This window comes from Pseudodesulfovibrio halophilus DSM 5663 (assembly GCF_059568665.1).
The window spans coordinates 53,178-75,719 of the sequence record NZ_JCANTV010000013.1 but is presented as its reverse complement, the minus strand read 5'-3'; the positions used below and the strand labels follow the sequence as shown (position 1 = coordinate 75,719).

General features: G+C 63.2%; 15 protein-coding genes. 6 read left to right on the top strand and 9 right to left on the bottom strand.

Going from position 1 to position 22,542, the window contains the following annotated elements; translation table 11 throughout:
- Positions 1-21 precede the first annotated feature (21 nt).
- On the bottom strand, positions 22-531 hold the full coding sequence (locus BR24_RS12415) for a WbuC family cupin fold metalloprotein (RefSeq protein WP_496541799.1): 510 nt from the start codon (positions 529-531) through the stop codon (positions 22-24).
- Positions 532-868: 337 nt separating this feature from the next.
- Positions 869-2,494, bottom strand: a complete 1,626-nt coding sequence (gene hcp, locus BR24_RS12410; RefSeq protein ID WP_496541798.1) for a hydroxylamine reductase — start codon at positions 2,492-2,494, stop codon at positions 869-871.
- Between the two features lie 188 nt (positions 2,495-2,682).
- Here hcp and BR24_RS12405 point away from each other — a divergent pair, with 188 nt between their 5' ends.
- The 3 genes from BR24_RS12405 (at position 2,683) to BR24_RS12395 (ending at position 8,799) form a co-directional block, all read left to right on the top strand.
- Complete coding sequence (locus tag BR24_RS12405) at positions 2,683-6,300, top strand: PAS domain S-box protein (RefSeq protein ID WP_496541797.1); 3,618 nt, start codon at positions 2,683-2,685, stop codon at positions 6,298-6,300.
- Between the two features lie 77 nt (positions 6,301-6,377).
- Positions 6,378-7,544 (top strand): alcohol dehydrogenase-like regulatory protein ErcA, encoded by a 1,167-nt coding sequence (ercA, locus tag BR24_RS12400; protein WP_496541796.1) that lies wholly within the window; start codon positions 6,378-6,380, stop codon positions 7,542-7,544.
- A complete protein-coding gene (locus BR24_RS12395; protein ID WP_496541795.1) occupies positions 7,528-8,799 on the top strand; it encodes a PAS domain-containing sensor histidine kinase in 1,272 nt (423 codons plus the stop codon). The genes ercA and BR24_RS12395 overlap by 17 nt, the downstream gene beginning before the upstream one ends.
- Before the next feature lie 4 nt (positions 8,800-8,803).
- On the opposite strand, the gene BR24_RS12390 is transcribed toward BR24_RS12395, so the two are convergent.
- The 5 genes from BR24_RS12390 to BR24_RS12370 form a co-directional block, all read right to left on the bottom strand.
- Positions 8,804-10,117 (bottom strand): TRAP transporter large permease, encoded by a 1,314-nt coding sequence (locus BR24_RS12390; RefSeq protein ID WP_496541794.1) that lies wholly within the window; start codon positions 10,115-10,117, stop codon positions 8,804-8,806.
- Positions 10,117-10,602, bottom strand: a complete 486-nt coding sequence (locus BR24_RS12385; RefSeq protein ID WP_496541793.1) for a TRAP transporter small permease — start codon at positions 10,600-10,602, stop codon at positions 10,117-10,119. The genes BR24_RS12390 and BR24_RS12385 overlap by 1 nt, the downstream gene beginning before the upstream one ends.
- 12 nt (positions 10,603-10,614) lie before the next feature.
- Positions 10,615-11,616, bottom strand: a complete 1,002-nt coding sequence (locus tag BR24_RS12380) for a TRAP transporter substrate-binding protein (protein WP_496541792.1) — start codon at positions 11,614-11,616, stop codon at positions 10,615-10,617.
- Between the two features lie 14 nt (positions 11,617-11,630).
- A complete protein-coding gene (locus BR24_RS12375; protein WP_496541791.1) occupies positions 11,631-12,233 on the bottom strand; it encodes a TetR/AcrR family transcriptional regulator in 603 nt (200 codons plus the stop codon).
- 100 nt (positions 12,234-12,333) lie between these two features.
- On the bottom strand, positions 12,334-13,179 hold the full coding sequence (locus tag BR24_RS12370) for a deoxyribonuclease IV (RefSeq protein ID WP_496541790.1): 846 nt from the start codon (positions 13,177-13,179) through the stop codon (positions 12,334-12,336).
- 124 nt (positions 13,180-13,303) lie between these two features.
- On the opposite strand from BR24_RS12370, the gene topA reads away from it, so the two are divergent.
- The 3 genes from topA (at position 13,304) to BR24_RS12355 (ending at position 20,899) form a co-directional block, all read left to right on the top strand.
- Positions 13,304-15,715 (top strand): type I DNA topoisomerase, encoded by a 2,412-nt coding sequence (gene topA / locus BR24_RS12365; protein ID WP_496541789.1) that lies wholly within the window; start codon positions 13,304-13,306, stop codon positions 15,713-15,715.
- Between the two features lie 834 nt (positions 15,716-16,549).
- Positions 16,550-17,755, top strand: a complete 1,206-nt coding sequence (locus tag BR24_RS12360) for an efflux RND transporter periplasmic adaptor subunit (protein WP_496541788.1) — start codon at positions 16,550-16,552, stop codon at positions 17,753-17,755.
- Between the two features lie 3 nt (positions 17,756-17,758).
- Positions 17,759-20,899: an efflux RND transporter permease subunit gene (locus BR24_RS12355; protein ID WP_496541787.1), complete on the top strand. Its 3,141-nt coding sequence runs from the start codon at positions 17,759-17,761 to the stop codon at positions 20,897-20,899.
- Positions 20,900-20,951: 52 nt separating this feature from the next.
- Here the strand turns inward: BR24_RS12355 and BR24_RS12350 are convergent, their stop codons facing one another.
- Both BR24_RS12350 and mnmL read right to left on the bottom strand, forming a co-directional pair.
- The gene (locus BR24_RS12350) at positions 20,952-21,431 is read right to left on the bottom strand and encodes a methylated-DNA--[protein]-cysteine S-methyltransferase (protein WP_496541786.1); all 480 of its coding nucleotides are present in this window, start codon (positions 21,429-21,431) and stop codon (positions 20,952-20,954) included.
- Positions 21,421-22,407 (bottom strand): tRNA modification radical SAM protein MnmL/YtqA, encoded by a 987-nt coding sequence (mnmL, locus tag BR24_RS12345; protein ID WP_496541785.1) that lies wholly within the window; start codon positions 22,405-22,407, stop codon positions 21,421-21,423. The genes BR24_RS12350 and mnmL overlap by 11 nt, the downstream gene beginning before the upstream one ends.
- Between the last annotated feature and the right edge of the window lie 135 nt (positions 22,408-22,542).

Here is a 22,542-nt window from a genome sequence, read left to right as displayed (position 1 = left end):
AAGTATATGAAAGTGTCACGGCTATTCCTGTGACATTTCCTTCAGCCACTCCCGCGCCTCATCCGTGCCTTCCTCCGGCGCCCACGGTGCGAATTCCTTGTCCGAAGTCTTGGTGTACGGCCCCGGCTTGACCTCGAAAGCCACGGTGTCCGGCTCCAGAACGATCCACGAATGCCAGACGCCCGGCTCGATGTCGCCGCCAAAGAGTTCGGAGCCGGCGCGAACCTCATACGATTCAATCAGCTGACCCGAATCGTCAAAGACCAGTTGAACGAGCGCCCCCGAGACCAGAATGAAACTCTCCGGCTTGGGCGGATCGACATGGCGATGCGGGCGAATGTACGTCCCCGGCTGCATGCAGTTGAGCATGCGATGCAGCAGGGCGTCCGGGCTTTTGTGAAGCGGCTGGATGATGCGTCTCCTCGGGCTGCGCCGGGACATTTCCACGGCGCGGCGGAGCAGTTCCCCGTCAATGCGGGTCATCGCCCCTTCCGGGGCGGGCAGGGCCAGCGGGAAATCCTTTCCTGTCATATCGTAACCTGTCCTGTTCACGTTGTTGCGAGTCCAGACTAACGGAGACGATTCTCCCGTCAATAAAACGCTTCTGCATTTCGGACAGTCTCAGGCGAGGGGAGACGTGTTGCATGGAAAACGCGGACCTGTCTCTGGTCACGCAGCCCGCAGCAAAGCCACTGCCAGCAGGCCATCCCGGACAAGTCTCGCGTCCACCCGATCCACCCTCTCACTTCAACCCTTTTTCTATTCTTGTTCTTCAAACCGTCCTCCACCTCCTCTCGTCATGTGCAGCATCCAAAAGAAAAGGGACCGGCAGAGCCGGTCCCTTTAATCATTCGTTGCACGTTACGCCTTAGCCGAGGATGGCCTTGAGGTCGTTTTCGGGGGTGTCGATGGGCTTGATGTCGTAATTCTGCACGAGGTAGTCGAGCACGTTCGGGGTGAGGAACGCGGGCAGGCTGGGTCCGAGCCTGATGTTCTTGATGCCGAGTGCGAGCAGGGAGAGCAGGATGGCGACGGCCTTCTGTTCGTACCAGGACAGGACCAGCGACAGGGGCAGGTCGTTGACGTCGCAGTCGAAGGCGTTGGCGAGCGCCAGAGCGATCTGGACTGCGGAGTAGGCGTCGTTGCACTGGCCGACGTCGAGCAGGCGGGGGATGCCGCCGATGTCGCCGAGCTGCTTGTCGAAGAAGCGGAACTTGCCGCAGGCCAGAGTGAGGATGACGGTGTCTTCCGGGGCCTTTTCGACGAACTCGGTGTAGTAGTTGCGGCCGGGCTTGGCGCCGTCGCAGCCTGCCACGAGGAAGAAGTGCTGGATGTTTCCGCCCTTCACGGCCTCGATGACCTTGTCTGCCACGCCGAGGACGGCGTTGCGGGCGAAGCCTACCATGACGGTGCCCTTGTCCTCGTCTTCGGTGAAGCCGGGCATTTCGAGGGCCTTTTCGATGACCGGGGTGAAGTCTTCGTTACCCACGTGGGTGACGCCGGGCCAGCCGACGAGTCCGGTGGTGAAGATGTTGTCCTGGTAGCTGTTGGACGGGCGCTGGATGCAGTTGGTGGTCATCAGGATGGCGCCGGGGAACTCGGCGAATTCCTTCTGCTGGTTCTGCCATGCGGTGCCGTAATGGCCGTGGAAGTGGGGGTACTTCTTGAGCTCGGGGTAGCCGTGACAGGGCAGCATTTCACCGTGGGTGTAAATGTTGATGCCCTTGCCTTCGGTCTGCTTGAGCAGGGTCTCGAGGTCCTTGAGGTCGTGACCGGAGACCACGATGGCCTTGCCTGCCTTGGCGCCGAGGGGGACCTCCGTGGGCACGGGGTGCCCGTAGGTGCCGGTGTTGCCCGCGTCGAGCAGTTCCATGGCGCGAACGTTGGTGTGTCCGGTCTTGAGGGCGTTTTCGACCCAGGCGCCCAGATCCATGTCCTGACGCAGGGTGTCGGCCAGCAGTTCCTGACAGGCCTTGTAGAGTTCGGGGTCTTCCTGTCCGAGGATGGCGGCGTGGTCGGCGTAGGCGGCGATGCCCTTGATGCCGTAGACGACGGTCTGCTTCAGGGACTTGATGTCGGCGTTCGGCTCGGGGTCGTTTTCGATGCCATGGGTCTCGCCCTGCTTGATGAGGCCGTCGATGTCGCCTGCGGGCTCGAATTCTGCGGCGGGATGCCACTGGGGATTGATGCCCTTGATGGCGAGGTTCTGCTTGATCTTTTCGCGGCGCTTCACGGTTTCTTCGATGAGGGGCTGGAAGCGCTCGTCGTCGAAGTTCACGTTGGTGAGGGTGGAGAAGAGGGCGCGGGCGAAGAAGTGGCCGTCTTCGGGGCAGTCGATGCCGTTTTCACGGGCGGTGACCGCCACCTGAGAGAAGCCCTGCATGGCGTATACGAGAAGGTCCTGAAGAGCGGCGGTGGTGGGCTGCTTGCCGCAAACGCCTACCTTGTCGCATCCCTGTCCCTTGGCTGTCTGTTCACACTGGTAGCAAAACATGTTTTTCGCTCCTTATGGTTTCAAAACGGTTCGCGTTATGGGGAGAACCTAGACTAATGAGCATACAGGCTACATGACTTGAGTCAAAGAGCGGTTATTTTTTTGCTTGATGCACTATTTGCATATTGGCGTTGGAAAGATGCGGTGCTTTTGCTAGGTTGCTCGCATCCCGGGCAGGTTTGAAGGACATGCATAGCAGAATAGCACTCATCCTGATGCTCGCGCTGACGCTGGCGGCGGGCTCGCAGGCACACGCGCGTAAACCCAACAAGCGCGTGCTGCTTGTCAATTCCTACCATCAGAACCTCGCGTGGTCGGAGAACATCCTTCGCGGGGTGAGCGATGTCCTGCGTCCGGGCAAAAGCGGCATCGAACTGTTGCTGGAGAACATGGACACCAAGCGCGTGGAGTTCACCCCGGAATACGAGCGGCAGCTACGCGAGGTGTACGCGCACAAGTACGCCAAGATACGTCCCGATCTGATCCTTGCGGCGGACAACAACGCGTTCGAGTTTCTGAAGAAGTATCACGAGGAGCTGTTCGAGGGCGTCCCGGTGGTGTTCTGCGGAGTCAACGACTACAAGCCCTCGATGCTGGACGACAAGCCGGTGTTCACCGGCGTGGCGGAGGAAGTGGGTGCGCTGGCGACGGTGCGCTCCGCCATGAAGCTGCACCCCGGAACGCGCGAGATATACGTCATCAACGACTTCACTCCCACCGGACGCGCGTGGACGCTGGACATACGGCGTCAGCTGGCCGCACTGGAAGAGGATGTGCAGGTCACCTATGCGCCTCCCGCGAGCTTCGAATCGCTTTTGGAGGACGTCTCGGAGCTGTCTTCGGACAGCGTCGTGCTGCTGGGGGCCTATTACCGGGACTCCCGGGAGCTTTATCTGGGTGGCGAGGAGGCCGTGAGGCGCATCTCCGAAAGCAGCCGCGTCCCCGTGTTCGGATTGCTGGATTTTGCGCTTGGGCAGGGCATAGTGGGCGGCGTGCTCACCAGCGGATACAAGCAGGGGCAGGCCATGGCGCAGCTGGGGCTGCTCGTGCTTTCGGGGCGCAAGCCTGCGCGGCTGCCGGTGATAACCTCCGGGCTGCTGGAGGCGCAGTACGACTACAACCAGCTCAAACGCTTCAACATGAATATTTCCGAGCTGGCGCCGGACAGCGGAATCGTCAACCGCCCGCGCAGCTTCTATCAGGAGCACCGCGTCGCGTTGTTCGTGATTCTCGCGTTTCTCGCCATCCAGACGGTGGTCATCCTGATTCTGGCCGTAAACATGCGGCGGCGCAAACAGGCGGAGCGCAGTCTTCGCAAGGTGCGGCAGGACCTCGAGGTTCGGGTGCGGGAGCGCACTTCAGAGCTCAAGGAGTCGGAAGAGGCGCTGCGGGTGGTCTTCGACAGCTCCCACGACGCCATCATCGTTCATACGCCCGAGGGCGTCATCCTTGACGCCAACGAAGGGATGCTCAAGATGTACGGCCTCAAGCGCGAGGATCTGCCCACGCTTTCCATCGCGCGCGACATCTCCAGCAGGCAGTGCCCGCTTCATACGCTCTCCGGCGTGTGGGCGGAGGTGGCCGCGGGCCACGAGCAGTCTTTCGAGTGGATGGCCCGGAAGCCGTCCAACGGCAAGGAGTTCCACGTCGAGGTCCACCTGCGGCCCATACTGTTCCGCAAGCGCGCCGCCATTCTGGCAAACGTGCGCAACATCTCTTCGCGCAAGGCCTCGGAAAACGAGCTGCGGCGTACCCTGTCCAAGCTGGAAGCCATTCTGGACAACTCGCTCATGGGCATCGCCATGACGCGTGGCGACCTGCTGGAGGCCATCAACCAGCGCGGGGCCGAGACATTCGGCTATTCGCCGGAAGAGGCGACGGGCAGGAGCTGGACCGAGGTGCTCGGCACATCCGAGGACTCCCGGGCGCTCATGCTGGACATGCGCGACGCGCTTGAGAGCTGTGGCGAGTTCCTCACCGAGCGGGAGCTCGTGGGGCGCAACGGGGAGGTCTCGTGGTGCCGCATGTACGCCAAGGCCGTGGATCGCCAGGACCTCTCCAAGGGCGTCATCTGGGCGTGGGACGACATCAGCGACATCAAGAGCGCCGAGGACGAGCTGCGCGCCACCCGAGAGGAGGCGCTGGCGGCCAACCGCGCCAAGAGCGAGTTCCTCGCGGCCATGAGTCACGAGATCAGAACGCCCATGAACGCCATCGTGGGCATGACCGAGATCACGCTCCAGACCGAGCTGACCGACCATCAGCGCGACTACCTGCGCGCGGTCAAGGACTCGGCGGATCACCTGCTGCAGATCATCAACGATATTCTGGACCTGTCCAAAATCGAGGCCAAGAAGCTCGAACTGGACCGGGTGGACTTCGACCTGCCCCTGCATCTGGAGACAACGGTGCGCGCCATGGAGGTGCAGGCCTCGCAGAAGGGTCTCGAGCTGGAGCTGGAGATGGCGGACGACCTGCCCGACTGTGTCAAGGGCGACCCCGTATGCCTGCGTCAGGTGCTGGTGAACCTGCTCGGAAACGCGGTCAAGTTCACCCACAAGGGCCGCGTCGTCGTACGGGCGCGTCCGGCGCAGAGTCCGAACCCGGACCTGCTGGGCGTGCATTTCGAGGTGGAGGACAGCGGCATCGGCATCCCCGACGAGTTCCGGGACACGATCTTCCAGAACTTCAGCCAGAACACGCGCGCCTACGGAGGTACCGGGCTGGGGCTCGCCATCTGCAAGGAGCTCATTGCGCTCATGGGCGGCGACATCACCGTGTCGAGCGAGGTGGGAAGAGGCAGCGTGTTCTCCTTCGACGCCTATTTCGAGGCGGGCGTGCTGTGTGGCGTGCAGACGCGCCCGGCGCTTCAGCCCCTCTCGGGGCAGGACGGCCTGCACATCCTCGTGGCCGAAGACAACCCCATGAACGTCATGGTCACCGCCCTGCGGCTGGACGAAATGGGCCACACCCACGAAGTGGCGGAGAACGGCGAGCAGGTGCTGACCATGCTGCGGCAGGGCACCTACGATCTCATCCTCATGGATGTGGAGATGCCGGTGATGGACGGCCTCGCCGCCACCCGGGCCATTCGCGCAGCCACGCCGGAAATGGACATCCCGAATCCGGATATCCCCATCGTGGCCATGACGGCCCACGCGCTCAAGGAGTTTCGGGACAAGTGTCTTGAAGCGGGCATGGACGCGTATGTTTCCAAGCCCGTGGACTTCGAGGAGCTGGCCGCCATCATCGGCCGAATCCGGGCGGGCCATGAGCTCGCCGATCGCATCCAGACGCCGGTAGACGAAGACGTGGTGCTGGAGTCCGCGCCGGTCCTGGGCGAGTTTGCGGATGCGGTGGAGTACGAGTCCGTCGGAGAGCGGCCGGAGCAGCCTGCGAGCGGTCCGCTTGACGGCGACGTCGTGAACGCAGCCCCCGAAGGCGATTCGGCCCGTGCCGCGGCGGACGAATCCTTGCCGGAAGCCTCTCAGGGGCCGTCCCCGAGCGAGCGGCTGGACATCGACGAGGCCATGTTCTCGGATCTGGTCCGCACGGGAGTTCAGGAAGTGCGCCACCTCGCCGAGAAGGTGTTCGGGCATCTGGAGCGCGGCGAGCGCAAGGATGCCAAGGGCGTGGTGCAGACCATCCGCAACATCTGCCTCGTCATGGGGGCCGACGACTGCGCGCACATGGCCGCCGGTACCGAGGCCGCCTGTCGCATCGCCCCGGACGACGAGATAGTGCGATACGTCCACCAGCTTCTCGAAGGTCTCGAACGCTTCGAGGCGGTTTTTCCCTTCAAGTAATAACGTATCGAATTGTCCGCGCCGTTGCGGCTTCGCGCTCCAGTTGTTACCGTTAATAGTAACTGGAGGGTCTGTGCATGGGTGAAAGCCGTCGGGATTTGCGGAAGTTCGTCGCCCCGGAGTTCGTTTTCGGCGAAGGGGCGGGTGAGCTCGCCGGACAGCATGTGGCCAACCTTTCCGCCAGAAAGGTCCTGCTGGTCACGGACAAGGGTCTGCTGGGCACGCCGTGGCCGCAGATGATAATGGACAGCCTGACCGAGGCCGGAGTCCGGTACGAGCTGTTTTCAGACATCAGGCCCAACCCACGGGAAAGCGAAGTCATGGCAGGTGCCGAGATGTTTCGCGAACGGGACTGCGAGGCCATTGTCGCCGTGGGCGGCGGCAGCCCCATGGACTGCGCCAAGGGCATCGGCATCGTCTGCACCAATAATCGGCACATTCTGGAGTTCGAAGGGGCGGACATGGTTCCCCTGCCGGGGCCTCCGCTGGTGTGCGTCCCAACCACCTCGGGGTCCGCGGCGGACGTCTCTCAGTTCTGCATCATCACGGACACCGCCAGAAAGCTCAAGATCGCCATCGTCAGCAAGACCATGGTGCCGGACGTATCGCTCATCGACCCCCGAATGACCACCACCATGAGCCGCGACCTCACGGCCCACACGGGGCTGGATACCCTCACGCACGCGGTGGAGTCGTTCGTCTCCAACGCCACCTCTCCCTTCACGGAACTGCACTCACTCGAAGCGGTCCGCAACGTGGCGGCGCATCTGGAGCATGCCATCGAGGACCCGCTGAACATGGAGGCGCGGGCGGGCATGTCGCTGGCCACCACGTACGCGGGGCTGGCCTTCTCCAACGCGATTCTCGGGGCGGTGCACGCCATGGCCCACAGCCTCGGCGGCCTGCTGGACCTGCCGCACGGGTTGTGCAACGCCATCCTGCTCGACCACGTCATTGAATACAATTTCTCCTCGACTCCGCAGCGGTACGCTCGGCTGGCAGAGGCGCTCGGGGCGCAGATCGACCCGTCCATGTCCGAGGACGAACTGCTCGAACGAACGCTTGAGGCGTTCCGCTCAGTCAAGAAGCGCTGCGGCGTGACCGTTTCGCTGGCCGACCTCGGCGTGAGTCCCGAGGACATCCAAAACCTTGCCGCGGCAGCCATGAACGACCCGTGCATGCTGACCAACCCTCGGCAGGCGGCGGTCGCCGAACTGGAGAGGGTGTATGACCGGGCGCGCTGACAACGGAGGGGATTCGGCGAGAGATCGGCTGATCGGTCTGGGCCGTCGCTCCATTTCCAAAAGCTACTACCCCGAGCTGCGAAGGCGGGTGGAGGAACTCGAACTTTTCCGCTCGCTGCTGGACCAGATTCAGGACGCGATTTTCATCGTGGACGTGGCCAGCGGCATGGTGCTGGATGTGGCGGGGGCCACGCAGGAGCGCTTCGGCTGCGACGCCGAGCACCTCAAGAGCCGCCCCTTCGCGGAGCTGCTTCCGGACTACGTGGGGCGCTACGTGCGCGAGATGTTCGGCAGCGAATCCGGCGTGGTGCGCATGGAGACGAAGCTGTGCTGCCCGGGGTGCGAGAAGGCGGTGCCGGTGGACCTGAGCATCCAGATTCCGGAAGGACAGCACCCTCTGCGGGCTGTGGTGGTGGCGCGCGACATTTCGGACCGCAAGCGCGCCGAAGAGGCGCTGCGCAACATCAATCAGGAGCTTGAGCGGCGGGTGTTGCAGCGCACCCGCGAGCTGGACAAGGCCAACCGCGCCAAGTCCGAGTTTCTGTCCGTGGTCTCCCACGAACTGCGCACGCCGCTGACCTCCATCATCGGTTTCGCCAAGATCATGCGCAGGCGCCTCGACCGCTCCATCCTGCCGGTGCTGGCAGAGGACCACGAGGAAATGGTCCCGCTGCTGAAGAAGATGGAAGACAATCTGGACGTGATGGTCTCGGAGGGAGACAGACTCGGCGGACTCATCAACGACCTGCTCGACGTGGCGCGGCTCGAATCCGGGCACATGGAGTATCACACGTCCCGCGTCGAGGTGGCTGATCTGCTGGAGCGGTCCGTGCAGGCTGTCTCGGGACTGTTCGAAGACGCGGGCCTCAAGCTGAATGTTGCCGTGGAAGAGGGACTGCCGCAGCTGGAAGGCGACCGGGACCGGCTCATGCAGGTGGTCATCAACCTGCTCTCCAACGCGGCAAAGTATGCGGACGGAAAGCCCATCGAGCTGAATGCGGGCATGAAGAACGGGATGATCCGAGTTGCCGTGCGCGACCACGGCCCAGGCGTCCCGGAGCATCTGCGCCGCGCCATCTTCCGCAAGTTCGTGACCGATACCGGCGAGGAGGCAGTGAAGACGAAGGGCACCGGCCTCGGTCTCGCCATCTGCCGCCATATCGTGGAGGCCCACGACGGACGCATCGGCGTCCACGCGCCCGAGGGCGCGGGCAGCGAATTCAGTTTCACGTTGCCGCCCGCCGACCCGGAATGATTCGTCAGTTCATGAGCCCGGGCAGCCAGAGCACGGCCTCGGGAACGAGGAACAGCAGCGTTATCCCCGCCACGATGGCCAGCAGGAACGGGACGATGCCCCGGAAGATGGATTCCAGCGCGATGCCGGGCGCGATCTTGCGCGTCATGCCGTAGACCACGTAGACGTTGATGCCCACAGGCGGCGTGATGACCCCCATCTCGGTGACCAGCACGATGACAACCCCGAACCAGAGCGGGTCATAGCCCAGCCCCAGCACCACCGGAAAGAAGATGGGCACCGTGAGCATGACCAGCGCCAGCGAGTCCATGAAGCAGCCCCCGAGAAAGTAGATGCCGAGGATCGCGGCCATGATGGCCCAGCCCGGCAGGTCCAGTCCCGCCACTACCCCGGCCATTTCAAAGGGGATGCGCGTCACCGCCAGAAACTTGCCGAAGACCACCGCGCCCGCGATGAGCATCATGACCATGCACGAGGTACGGAGGGTTTCCAGAAGCGCCTGCACGAAGCCGTTCCAACTGAGCCGGCGGCGGATCACCGAGACGCCGAGCACGCCCGCCACGCCCACGGATGCGGCCTCGGTGGGCGTGAAGAGCCCCTTGAACATGCCGCCGATGACCAGCGCGAAGACGATGAGCGTGTCCGAGAGCCCGCCGAGGGAGCGGACGCGCTCGCCCCAGCCGGAGCGCTCGCCGCGCGGACCAGATTCTGGGCTCATGGCGCACATGGTGGCGATGGCCGCGATGAACAGCAGCGTGAGCAGCAGGGCCGGGACGATGCCCGCCATGAAGAGCCTGCCGATGGACTGTTCCGTGAGCACGCCGTAGACGATGAGCACCACGCTGGGGGGCATGATCATGCCCAAACCGCCGCCAGAGGCCACGGTCCCGGCGGCGAGGGCGTCGGAGTAGCCGTAGCGTTTCATCTCCGGGATGCCCACCGACGACATGGTGGCCGCCGTGGCCGGGCTGGACCCGCAGACCGCGCCGAAGGCGGTGCAGGCCGAGACCGTGGCCATGGCCAGCCCGCCGCGCACGTGGCCGAGAAAGCGGTAGGCCGTCTGATACAGGCGCTTGCTCACCCCGGCGTGGAAGGCCAGCTGGCCCATGAGGATGAACAGGGGGATGGTGGAAAGGTCGTAGCTGGCGAAAGTGGAGTACACCTCTCGCGGCAGCAGGCTCAGGGCGGCCTGCGGCGAGATGAGCAGGGCGAAGCCCGCGGTGCCGGTGAGCATCATGGCGTACGCCACGGGCATCCGCAGGGCCATGAGCGCCAGCATGACCAGCGTGCCTGCGAGGCCGAAAAACATCGGGTCCATCAGGCTGCCTCTCTTCCGGTGATCAGGCGCAGAAGGCCCGTGAGGATCATGAGCGCGAAGACGGCGACTCCGGCCGCCACCGCCGCCATGACGATCCACTCGGGCAGGCCGAGGTTCATGGAGACTTCACCGGATTCGCGGGTGTCCAGCGCAAAGTCGAGCATCCGCCACGCGAGGGTGGCGAACACCGCAAACGACAGGGTGTTGGTCAGGAGCGACGCGCCCAGTCGGGCCTTGCGCCCGAGCCGGGTGTAGAACAGCTCCACGGCGATGTGGCTGCGTTCCCGGTGGGCGTAGGGCAGGCTCATGGCGACGGCCAGCGCGGCCATGAAGGCGGTGATCTCTTCGGAGCCGAACAGCGGATATCCGAAGGCGCGGCCGGTGACGTCGATGACCGTGATCAGGGCCATGCCCGCGAGGCAGCAGGCCGCCAGCGCGCGCATGACCCGTTCGATCACGGATAGGGTGGAGGCAGGGGCGTTCACGGAAGCCCTCTCCTATTGCAGGTCCGAAACGGCCTGCGCGGTGAAATCCACAACGGTCTCGGCGTCGATACCCTTTGCGGACGTCTCCTCGATGTAGTCGGCGATGACGGGCTGCACGCCCTCGTGCCAGCGCTTCTGCTCGGCTTCGTCCAGCGCGATGAAGCTGCCGCCCTTTTCCTTGAAGAAGGCGCGCCCTTCCGCGTCGGAGTCATCCCAGGCCTTGCCGTGTCTGGCGGCCCATTCGGCGCTGATCGCTTCCATGGCCTTGCGGGCGGCCTCGGGCAGCGCGTTCCACTTGGCCTTGTTCATGACCACGAAGAAAGTGGTGGTGTAGGCCGCGGGGTAGGACTCGGTGCAGTAGTCCACCACCTCGGCCATCTTCCAGCCCTTGTTGGTCTCCATGGGGTAGAAGCCGCCGTCCACCACGCCCTTGCGCAGGGACTGGTAGGCGTCTGACATGGACTGGGCCACCGGCGTGGCGCCAAGGGCCGAGGCCACGCGGGCACTGTTGCCGGTGGCGCGGATCTTCAGCCCTTCAAGGTCTTCGAGCCTTTCGACTCTGATGCCTTTGGTAAAGAGCAGGCCCGGGCCGTGAGCGTGGAAGTAGAGCACCTTCACATCGTCCAGCTCCTCTGGTGTGAACTTGGCGTAAACCCGGTTGGCCACTTCCGTCGCGGCCTTGCCGGAGGAGTAGCCCAGCGGCAGGTCCACGGCTGCCATCACGGGAAAGCGGCCCCGGGAGTAGGCCAGCGCGGACATGCCGATGTCGGTGATGCCCTGCACCACGCCGTCATAGGTTCCGCGGGCGTCCACCAGCGTGCCGCCCGGAAAATACTGAATCCGCACCTCGCCGTCGGTGCGTTTCTCCACTTCCTTGGCCCACTGCTCCGCCAGCTGTGACTGGATGTGGGTCGGCGGGAAGAAATTGCTGTAGGTCAGCACGGTTCCGGCCGAGGCCGGGACGGCCAGCATCAGCACCAGTGCGGTTGCGGCCAGCATGACGCCTCGTTTCATGGTCCTCTCCTTGGCTATTGGTTGGACTCGCCGGACACGGCCAGCGTTTTGATCAGGGTGCGGGCCGCCTGACGCACGTCGTCGCGGGAGAGTACGCCGGTCTCCAGCAGGTCGTGAATCAGGAAGCCCTCGAAGAGCGCGGTGTTGAGCGCGCCCAGCTTGCGGGCGGAATAGCCGGACAGCACGTGTCCCTCCACCATGTCCGCGAAGATGTCGTTGGAAAGGCGGTAGATGCTCTTGTTCAGCTCGCGCCGCAGCTCGGGGTCGTTGGCGGCGTGCACCGTGAATTCGAGGAATATCTTGGACCAGTTGCGGTCGCCCACGATGGTGTCGAGGAAATCCCAGATGACGTCCAGAACGTCGTCCAGCGTGCTGGCGCTGCCGATGCGTTCGGCGCGGCTCTGCCGGTAATCCCCGAGCTTGGCGGCCAGAATGTCCAGAAACAGCTCGTCCTTGCTCTTCCAGTGACGGTAGAAGCTGCCCTTGGCGTACCCCGCGCCCTCGGTGATCTCGGCCACCGTGGTCTTGCTGTAGCCCTTGACGTCGAACAGTCGCTGCGCGGACTCCATGAGCTCGCGCATGGTCTGAAGCGATTTTTCCTGCTGTTTTCCGGGCATGTATCCACCTCATGCGACCGGCGGTCATAAAGTGACCGACGGTCATTTTTTGACGAAATATCACGCAGCCCGAAAGGGTGTCAATGAGAACGCGGCGGCACTACTTGATGAGCTCGCGCAGGACGGAGAGGTTCATGCGGTCTTCTTCGAGGTCGTCGCCCTTGTCGGTCTCCAGGCTCATGCCCACCTTGCTGAAGCGATTGTCGTTCAGCAGGTTGCGGAACCCATCCTTGCCGATGGCGCCCTTGCCGATGTGTTCGTGACGGTCCTTCTTGTCGCCGAGGTCCGGCTTGGAGTCGTTGAGGTGAAAGAAGCCGATGCGGCCCGTGCCGATGAGCCGGTCGAACTCGTCCATGGTCTTCTTGTACGCCTCCTCGGTGCGGATGTCGTAGCCCGCGGCAAACGTGTGGCAGGTGTCGTAGCAGACGCCCAGCCGGTCACCGTGCTCGGAAGCCTCGAGCATCCGGGCCAGCTCCTCGAACGTGGCCCCGAGATTGGTGCCCTGTCCGGCCGTGGTCTCCAGCAGCACGGTGACGTTCTCGGTGTCCGAATCCTCGATGGCCTTGTCGAGCTTCTCCACGTAGCGCTCGATGCCTTCGTCCACGCCTTTTCCCAGATGCGAGCCGGGGTGGGTCACCAGCCACGGAATGCCCAGCGCCTCGCAGCGGCGCATTTCCTCGGTGAAGGCGTGGAGCGATTTCTCCGCCGTGTCCTTCTTCGGGCTGGCAAGGTTAATGAGATAGGAGTCGTGTGCGGCCACCGGGTAATCCCCCCAGTCCTCCCACGCCTTCTTGAACTGCTCGATCATCTCGTCGGTGAGTTCGGGAATCTTCCACTGCCGCTGGTTGCGGGTGAATATCTGCAGGGCGGTGCCATCCACGGAACGGATGCGCTCGAACGCCTTGTGCAGGCCGCCGGATATGGACATGTGTGATCCTAAATACATGGTTCCTCCTAGTCGTTCAGGATGGCTTCGCGCTGTGGAAACGTCAATGCGGCTGTGCAAAAATATCGTCGCATCGCACTACAGGGCTTGCCAGAGCGGTTTTTAACGGTTACCTCTGCTCACCATGCCAAAGGATTTGATCATCGTTGAGAGCCCCGCCAAGGTGAAGACCATCAGTAAGTTCCTGGGAAAGGACTACATGGTGGAAGCCTCCGTGGGCCACGTCCGCGACCTTCCCGCCCGCGACCTCGGCGTGGACGAGGAAAATGGATTCACCCCCAAGTACCAAGTCATTCCGGGGAAGGAAGACGTGGTCAAGAAGCTCAAGCAGGCCGCCAAAAAGGCCCGGCACGTCTACCTCGCGCCTGACCCCGACCGAGAGGGTGAGGCCATTGCGTGGCACGTGGCGGAGCTGATCCGGGACAAGGAGACGGACATCAGCCGGATCCAGTTCAACGAGATCACCCAGCGAGCCGTCAAGGAAGCGCTTGAGCAGGCCCAGCCGCTCAACGCGAAGCTCTTCGACTCGCAGCAGGCGCGCCGCATCCTCGACCGCCTGGTCGGCTACAAGATTTCTCCCATCCTCTGGAAGAACGTCAAGCGCGGCATCAGCGCCGGACGCGTCCAGTCGGTGGCCCTCAAGCTGCTCGTGGAGCGCGAGAAGGAACGCCGCGCCTTCGTGCCGCAGGAATACTGGCCCTTCAAGGTGGAGCTCTCCGGCGAGAATCCGCCCCCGTTCTGGACCGAGCTCTGGAAGCTGGGCGGCAAGGCCGTCAAGCCCGGCGTGCACCACGTCACCTCGCAGGAAGAGGCCGAAGCCCTCGAAGAAGCCATGCGCAACGGCGACTTCGTCGTGGACGACGTGCAGGAAAAGCAGCGCTCCCGCCAGCCCCGGCCGCCGTACATCACCTCCACCCTGCAGCAGGACGCGAACCAGCGCCTCGGATACTCCGCACGCCGCACCATGAGCGTGGCCCAGCGGCTGTACGAGGGTGTGGAGCTCGGCAAGCGCGGCACCACCGCCATGATCACCTACATGCGTACCGACTCGGTGCGCGTGGCCAAGGACGCACAGCAGGCCGCGAAAGGACTCATCCTCGAACGGTTCGGCAAGGACCACTATCCGTCCAAGACCCGAAATTTCAAAACCAAAGGCGGCGCACAGGACGCGCACGAAGCCATCCGGCCCGTCGATCCGACCCTGACCCCGGAAGAGGCCAAGCCGCACCTGCCCTCCGAGCAGTACCGGCTCTACAAGCTCATCTGGGAACGCTTCACCGCCTCCCAGATGGCAGCCGCCAAGTTCTGGGACACCACCGTCACCGTAAAGAACGGCAAGACCCTCTGGCGCGCCAAGGGCGAACGCCTGCTCTTCCCCGGCTTTCTCGCCGTCATGGAGAAGAGCCCGGTCAACGAAACCCCGGACCTTCCCAAGCTGGAAAAAGGCGCCGCCCTCGAACTCAAGGACCTCCAGAAGGAACAGAAGTTCACCCAGCCGCCGCCGCGCTACTCCGAAGCGTCCCTCGTGCGCACGCTCGAAGAGCTCGGCATCGGCCGCCCGTCCACCTACGCGGCCATCATCTCCACGCTGCTCGACCGCGAATACGCCAAGCTCGAAGAACGCAAGTTCGCGCCCACCGAGCTGGGCTTCGTGGTCAGCGACCAGCTCTCCGAGCATTTCAAGGAACTCATGGACGTGGGCTTCACCGCCGACATGGAAAACAAGCTGGACGACGTGGCGGAAGGCCAGCTCGACTGGGTGCGGCTCCTGCAGGAATTCACCAAGGAGTTCAATCCCACCCTCGACAAGGCCAAGGAGGACATGGGCAAGACCGTGCAGGACACCGGCGTGACCTGCGAACAGTGCGGCAAGCCCATGGCCATCAAGTTCGGCAAGACCGGCGAGTTTCTCGGTTGCACAGGCTTCCCGGCCTGCCGCAACATCAAGAACTTCAAGCGTAACGAAAACGGCGAGATCGAGGTCATCAAAGAACCCGCTCCCGAGGAACTGGGCATCGAATGCGACAAGTGCGGGCGGCCCATGTCCATCAAGCGCAGCCGCCGGGGCGAATTCCTCGGCTGCACCGGCTACCCCGACTGCAAGAACATCATGAATTTCGAACGCGACGATGACGGAACCATCCACGTTGTCGCCACCGAAAAGCCCAAAGTGGTCGGCGTCTGCCCGGACTGCGGCGGCGAGCTGCATCTCAAGCGCGCCCGCACCGGCTCCCGCTTCATCGCCTGCGCAAACTATCCCGACTGCACCTACTCGCAGCCATACTCCACCGGCGTGAAATGCCCGAAGGAAGACTGCCCGGGCGAACTGGTGGAAAAAAGCTCCCGCAGAGGCAAAATATTCTACTCCTGCAACCAGTACCCCTCCTGCAAATACGCAGTCTGGGACTTCCCGGTTGCAGAACCCTGCCCCGAATGCGGACACCCCCTGTTGGTGCGCAAGTTCCTCAAGGATAAAGGCGAAGTGTTCGCCTGCCCCGAAAAGAACTGCAAATTCACCAAGCCCACCGAAGAGTGATCCCAAAGCAAAAGAAGGAAAACGCCTGTGCCGCCATAATCGCGGCGCAGGCGTTTTTTTGTGCCTCCGGCGGGTCTCCGACGGGCCCTTCAGGCGGACCAAAGGGGCGGGCCCCCTTTGGAAACCCTTTGTTTTCAGCGGGGTTGCAGCGCACTGGCCATACGTCCGCCTGACCCGCGTCCGAGCTGCAACCCCGCTGATGGGCATTTGCATTTCGTGCGTCTTGGCTGACCGGCTCGGCACTCCCCTGACGTTGCTGTCCCTCTGAATAGAGAAACCGTCGTTCGCTCCCAGCCAAGCCGCCTGCACGCTGTAGCTTTCGGAAAGCCTCAACGCGGCTTGGCAAGCCAAATGATTTTGGGAGATTCTTAAGAACCCTTTTGCAAAAGGGTTCTTAAGCCCCCGGCGGGCCCCCTTTTGGAACCCTTTGTTGTCAGCGGGGTTGCAGCGCACGGCCATGCGCCCGCCTGACCCGCGTCCGAGCTGCAACCCCGCTGACGGGGATTTGCATTTCGTGCGTCTTGGCTGACCGGCTCGGCACTCCCCTGACGTTGCTGTCCCTCATAATAGAGAAACCGTCGTTCGCTCTCAGCCAAGCCGTCTGCACGCTGTAGCTTTCGGAACGCCTCAACGCGGCTTGGCAGGCCAAATGATTTTGGGAGATTCTTAAGAACCCTTTTGCAAAAGGGTTCTTAAGCCCCCGAAGGGCCCCGGGGAGAGTCTCCGGGGTGTGAGTATTACTGGGTGGGGGATCACATGGTATTGCCTTTGTTCTTGAAAAATGTATTTTGGAAACACCTATAAACTGAACATATTTACCTCTCGGAGCTTTTCATGAAACGAGCCAGCTTGATTACCGGGCTGTTGTTGGCGATGGCGTCCATGCTTGTCGCTTGCGGCGGTGAGGAGAAAAAGCAGAGCAAGTCTGCGGGACCGACGCCGGTGACGGTGGTGGAGGTCGAGAATCGCGACGTTCCTGTTTACATGGAATGGTCGGGTCAGGTTTTGGCCAAGGATGCGGTGGACGTGCGTGCGAGGGTCGAGGGATACCTCAAGGAGCGCACGTTCAAGGAAGGTTCCATGGTGAAAGAGGGGCAGCTGCTTTTCGTGATTGATCCGCAGCCTTTCAAGGAGGATCTGAGTCAGGCGCAGGCGAATCTCGAGAGTGCGCAGGCCGAACTTGCCAAGGCCGATGCCGATCTGAAGCGCTACAGGGAACTCATCGAGCAGGAGGTCATCAGCCGTTCCCAGTTCGACTCGGTCAAGACGAATCAGGCGACGTTGAAGGCTAAGGTCAAGCAGCTCAAGGCGGCGGTGGAGACTGCCCGGATCAACCTCGGGTATACCCGTATCAAGGCGCCCATCAGCGGGCAGATCGGCGAGGCGAATTATGATGTGGGGGCGCTGGTCGGTCCTCCGTCCGACACGCTTCTGGCGAAGGTTTTTTCCAAGGGTTCCGTCTATGTGAAGTTTGCGCTGAGTGAAAAGCAGTATCTCAAGTTTGTGCGTCGCGGGGTGGACAAGAGCATGGAGCAGGAAAAGGGCAAGCGGGACTTGAAGCTTATTCTTTCCGACGGCTCCGTCTACGACCATTCCGGTGAGCTGAACATGGCGGAGCCGGAGCTTGATCCCAAGACCGGGACGCTGGGTATCCGTCTTGAATTTCCCAACCCCGAGGGGCTGCTGATTCCGGGGCAGTTCGCCAAGGTGCGCGCCAAGGTGCGCACGGAGTCGGGTGTTCCGGTTGTTCCTCGCCGCGTGGTGGTTGATGTTCAGGGTAGCCGCAGTGTGCTGACGGTGCAGGACGGCAAGATCGTTTCCAGGAGTGTCAAGCTCGGTGCGACGGAGGACAAGCTCGTGGCGGTGGAGTCAGGCGTGAAGGCCGGCGACAAGGTCATAGTGGACAACATTCAGAAGCTCAGACCGGGCATGCCGGTGAAGGCGCAGGTCATCTCCTATGACAAGGCGCTGGGCGCGGGCGGTGCCGGCTCTGAGTCAGGGAAGCAGGCTCCGGCCGGTGAAGACGGCGAGGAGGGATAGCCCGTGTTCGTCAATTTCTTCATTGACCGGCCCGTGTTCGCGTCGGTGGTGTCCATTGTCATCACCCTTGCGGGGCTGCTGTGTCTCTGGGGGCTGCCCATTGCGCAGTATCCCGAGATAGCGCCGCCTTCGGTTGTGGTTAGCGCGGCGTACACCGGGGCCAACGCCGCGGTGGTGGAGGAGACCGTGGCCGCTCCCATCGAGGAGGAGGTCAACGGTGCGGAGGACATGCTCTACATGAACTCCATCTCCACCAACAACGGCAGCTACAAGCTGACCGTGACCTTCGACGTTGGGCGCGACCTGGACATGGCCACGGTGGACGTGCAGAACCGCGTGGCGCTGGCGCAGCCACAGTTGCCCTCCGATGTGGTCAGCAACGGTATTTCCGTCAAGAAGCAGTCGTCCAACATCCTGATGGTGCTCAGTCTCGTGAGTCCGGACGGAAGCCGCAACTCGCTGTTTCTGGACAACTACGCCAAGATCAACGTGGCGGACATCATCGCCCGCGTTCCGGGGGTGGGGAACGTCAACGTCTTCGGGGACAGGGACTACTCCATGCGCGTCTGGCTGGAGCCGGACAGGATGTCCCGGCTCGGGCTGACCACCAATGACGTGGCGCAGGCTATCCGCGAGCAGAACATTCAGGCTCCGGCCGGTCAGATCGGCCAGCCGCCGTCGCCCAAGGGGCAGGAGTTCCAGCTGTCCGTTCAGGTCAAGGGCCGTCTGGCCGATCCCGAGGAGTTCCGGAACATAATCCTGCGTACCAACGACGACGGATCCTACCTGCGGCTCAAGGATGTGGCCCGCGTGGAGGTCGGCTCGCGCAGTTACAGCAATTTCACCCGCATGGACGGGAAGGAGTCCACCTCCATACTGGTGTACCAGTTGCCGGGAGCCAACGCCCTCGACGTCTCCGAGAAAATCCGCGAGCGCATGGACGAGCTTTCCGGCAACTTCCCGACCGGCGTCGAATACAAGATTCCGTTCGACAGCACAAAATTCGTGGACGCCTCGGTGGAAGAGGTCATGATAACGTTGTACGAGGCCATGGCGCTTGTCTTCCTGGTCATCTTCATCTTCCTCCAGAGCTGGCGGGCCACGGTCATCCCGATGGTCACGGTGCCGGTCTCGCTCATCGGCACGTTCATACTCTTTCAGGCGCTCGGGTTCTCCATCAACACCCTGACGCTGTTCGGGCTGGTGCTTGCCATCGGTCTGGTGGTGGACGACGCCATCGTGGTCGTGGAGGCGGTGCAGCGATATATCGACGAGGAGGGCATGGACGCCAGATCCGCGGCCAAGAAAGCCATGAGCGAGGTGACGGCGCCCATCATGGCGACCTCGCTGGTGCTCATCGCCGTGTTCGTGCCCGTGGCTTTCATGGGCGGTATTACCGGACGGCTCTATCAGCAGTTCGCGCTGACTCTCTCGGTCTCGGTTGCCTTCTCCACGATCAACGCCCTGACGCTCTCGCCCGCGCTGGCGGCCCTGCTGCTCAGGCCCGCGAGCACGCCCAGGGGGCCGGTGGGAGCGTTCTTCCGCGGGTTCAACAACGTCTTCGACCGCATCACGAACCGATATATGGGCGGCGTGCGTTTTGTTGTGCGCAAGCTGGTGATGGTCACGGTCTTCATCGGGCTGGTGCTCGGCGCGTGCTATCTGCTGATAGACAAGCTCCCCACCGGCTTCGTGCCCGAGGAGGATCAGGGATACTTCGTGGTCTCGGTGCAGCTGCCCGAAGGCGCGTCCCTTGAGCGCAACAACGCCTTCATGAAGCAGGTGGAAGGATATCTTCAGAAGGCCGACGGCATTGAACACTACGTTGCGCTGGGGGGCATGAACATCCTCTCCGGGGCGTACAGTTCGTACACCTCGGCGTTGTTCGTCATCCTCGAAGACTGGAAGGACCGGCAGACACCGGAACTCAAGCTGAACGCGGTCATGGGCAAGGCGCAGCAGTACTTCTCCGGGCTCGGCGACGGGCTGGCGATCTGCTTCAACCCGCCGCCCATCAACGGGCTCGGGGTCACGGGCGGCTTCCAGTACGAGTTTCAGGACCGGGCCGGACGCGGCGTGGACGAGATGGCGCAGCAGGCCAGAGCCTTCATGGAAGAGGCCGGAAAGAACCCGGCGGTGGGCAGGCTGTTCACCACCTTCTCCAACACGGTTCCCCAGCTGAAGATCGAGCTGGACCGCGACAAGGCCAAGAACCTCGGAGTGCCGGTCAACTCGGTGTTCCAGACGCTGCAGACCTTCCTCGGCGGGTACTATGTCAACGACTACAACCAGTACGGCCGCACCTACCGCGTCATGCTTCAGGCCGAGCCTCAGTATCGCCAGAAGGCCGACGACGTGAACCGCTTCTACGTGCGCAGCGCGGACGGCGAGATGGTTCCGCTGGGAACGCTGGTGAAGATCACGGACATCAACGGTCCGGAGTATATCCAGCGGTACAACCTCTACCGCACGGTGGAGATCAACGGCGGACCGGCTCCGGGATACAGCTCGGGGCAGGCGCTCAACGCCATGATGCAGGAGTCGCAGCAGCTGCCGCAGGGATACGGCTTCGAGTGGACCGGCATCGCGTATCAGGAGCTCAAGTCCGGCGGGCAGTCCGTGTTCATCTTCGGGCTGGCCTTCCTGATGTGCATCCTGTTCCTCGCCGCGCAGTACGAGTCGTGGACCATACCGTTCGCGGTGGTGCTGGCGATTCCGCTGGGGATCATGGGCGCCATGTCCTTCCAGATGATCCGCGGGCTGGAGAACAACGTCTACGCCCAGATCGGTCTGGTCATGCTCATCGGTCTGGTGGCGAAGAACGCCATCCTCATCGTGGAGTTTGCCAAGATGCGCAACGAGCAAGGGCTCAAGCCGAGGGACGCCGCGGTGGAGGCCGCGCACCTGCGCTTCCGGCCCATCCTCATGACAGCGTTCTCGTTCATCCTCGGCGTGGTGCCGCTGGTGATCGCGTCCGGCGCGGGCGCCTCCAGCCGCCACTCGCTGGGTACCTCGGTGTTCGGCGGCATGCTGGTGGCGACGATCCTCGGCTGTTACGTCACGCCGGCGTTGTTCGTCATCTTCCACAAGCTCAGCAGGAAAAAGGACGTACCGGATCGACCGGAACCGTCTTCCGAAGAATAGAGAAAGGGCCGCTCCCGAGGGGGCGGCCCTTGTCTTTGCGATGTCGGAAAACTCAGCGGTGTTTTCGTTCGTGGGTCTGGAGCCACTGTTTCATGTCCAGATCGCCGTCCGCGCCGCCGAAGCCGGTGAGCGAACCGGAGGAGCCGTTGACGCGATGGCAGGGGTACACCAGCGGCCACGGATTGTGGCGCATGGCCTGCCCGGCCGCACGGTATCCTTTGGGGCTTCCCGCCATCTCCGCGAGCTGCGCATAGGTCACCACCTCGCCGAAGGCCACCTTGTCAAAAAGCGCGCACAGCGCCTTGCGGCGAAACGGCGGGAGCGCGTCGAGGTCGAGGGGCAACTCGGGCCAGTGCGGCCGTTGTCCGGCGACATACCGCTTCAGGGCGTCACGCAGTTGCTGCGCCATGGGGCCGGGGTCCTGCGTTGGGGTTGCGGAGGCCGCCCACTTCAGCTCAAGCCGGGCCACGGTTCCGGCGTTCCAGTAAATCTCGAGGGCCAGCGGTTCCGCGGCCACGACTTCAACCTGCATCAGGCGTCTCCTTGCTTTTCGGGTGCCAGAACGACGGCGGACCGGACTCGGCGCCGTTTCGTTTGCCCTGCCACGTGTCGAACCGCTCCAGATGGGCGCGCACGGCGTTGAGCAGGCGGTTGCGGTCGCCCGCCCAGTCGGGTGCCAACAGCTCGTCTCCGGCCGGGTCACCGTGCAGGCGGTGTACGACCATTTCCGGGGGCAGGATTTCGAGGGAGCGCGCCATGCCGTCGAGATACTCTTCCAGCGGCATGGGGGTGAATCTCCCTTCGCGCCACCAGCGGCCCACGAGGGTGTCGCGGCAGACGTATAGGTTGTGGAACTTGATGCCGCTGACGGGCAGCGAGGCCACGAATCGCACGGTGTCCACGAGGTCGTCGGCGGTTTCCCGCCCTTCGGGGTGCGGCAGGCCCGCCACGACATGAGCCACCACGTCGAGCCCGTGCGCCGATGCCAGCCGGCAGGCCGTTTCGAAATCCGAAGCGGTGTGGCCCCGGTTGATGTGCGAGAGCGTGTCGTCGCGCGCCGACTGCAGGCCCAGCTCCACCATGACGGTGCGCACCTCGGGCCGCTCCTTCAGCGAGGCCAGCAGTTCCGCCTTGGGCGCGTCGAGACAGTCCGGGCGGGTGCCGATGCAGACGCCCCCGAGGGCGGGGAGGCCGCGCAGGGCCTCCAGCACGCGGGCGATGCGCTTCGGGGGGCCGTAGGTGTTGGTGTAGGACTGCAGGTAGGCCAGAAAGAGGTCGGCCTTGTACTTGCGTCCGAGGCGCTCGCGCCAATGCTCCCATTGGGCCGCGAGGCTCATGCTGTCGCCGAGACCCGAGCCGGAGCCGGAAGGGTTGCAGAACGCGCAGCCGTTTTTCGAGATGGCGCCGTCGCGGTTCGGGCAGGAAAACCCCGCATCCATGGGGATTTTCTGGACGCGTTTGCCGAACAGGCGTCTGAGGTGCGCGTTGAGGGAAAAATATCGATTCATGTGAAGTTGCCGGAAAGCCCGTTTTTTTAGGGCCGCAAGGCGTGCGGCCTGTTGCGGGACGTGGTGACATCTGGTACCAAATCGTGATTGCACGAACACGCTAGCGCATTTCCCCGGCCGGGGAAAGCATGCGCA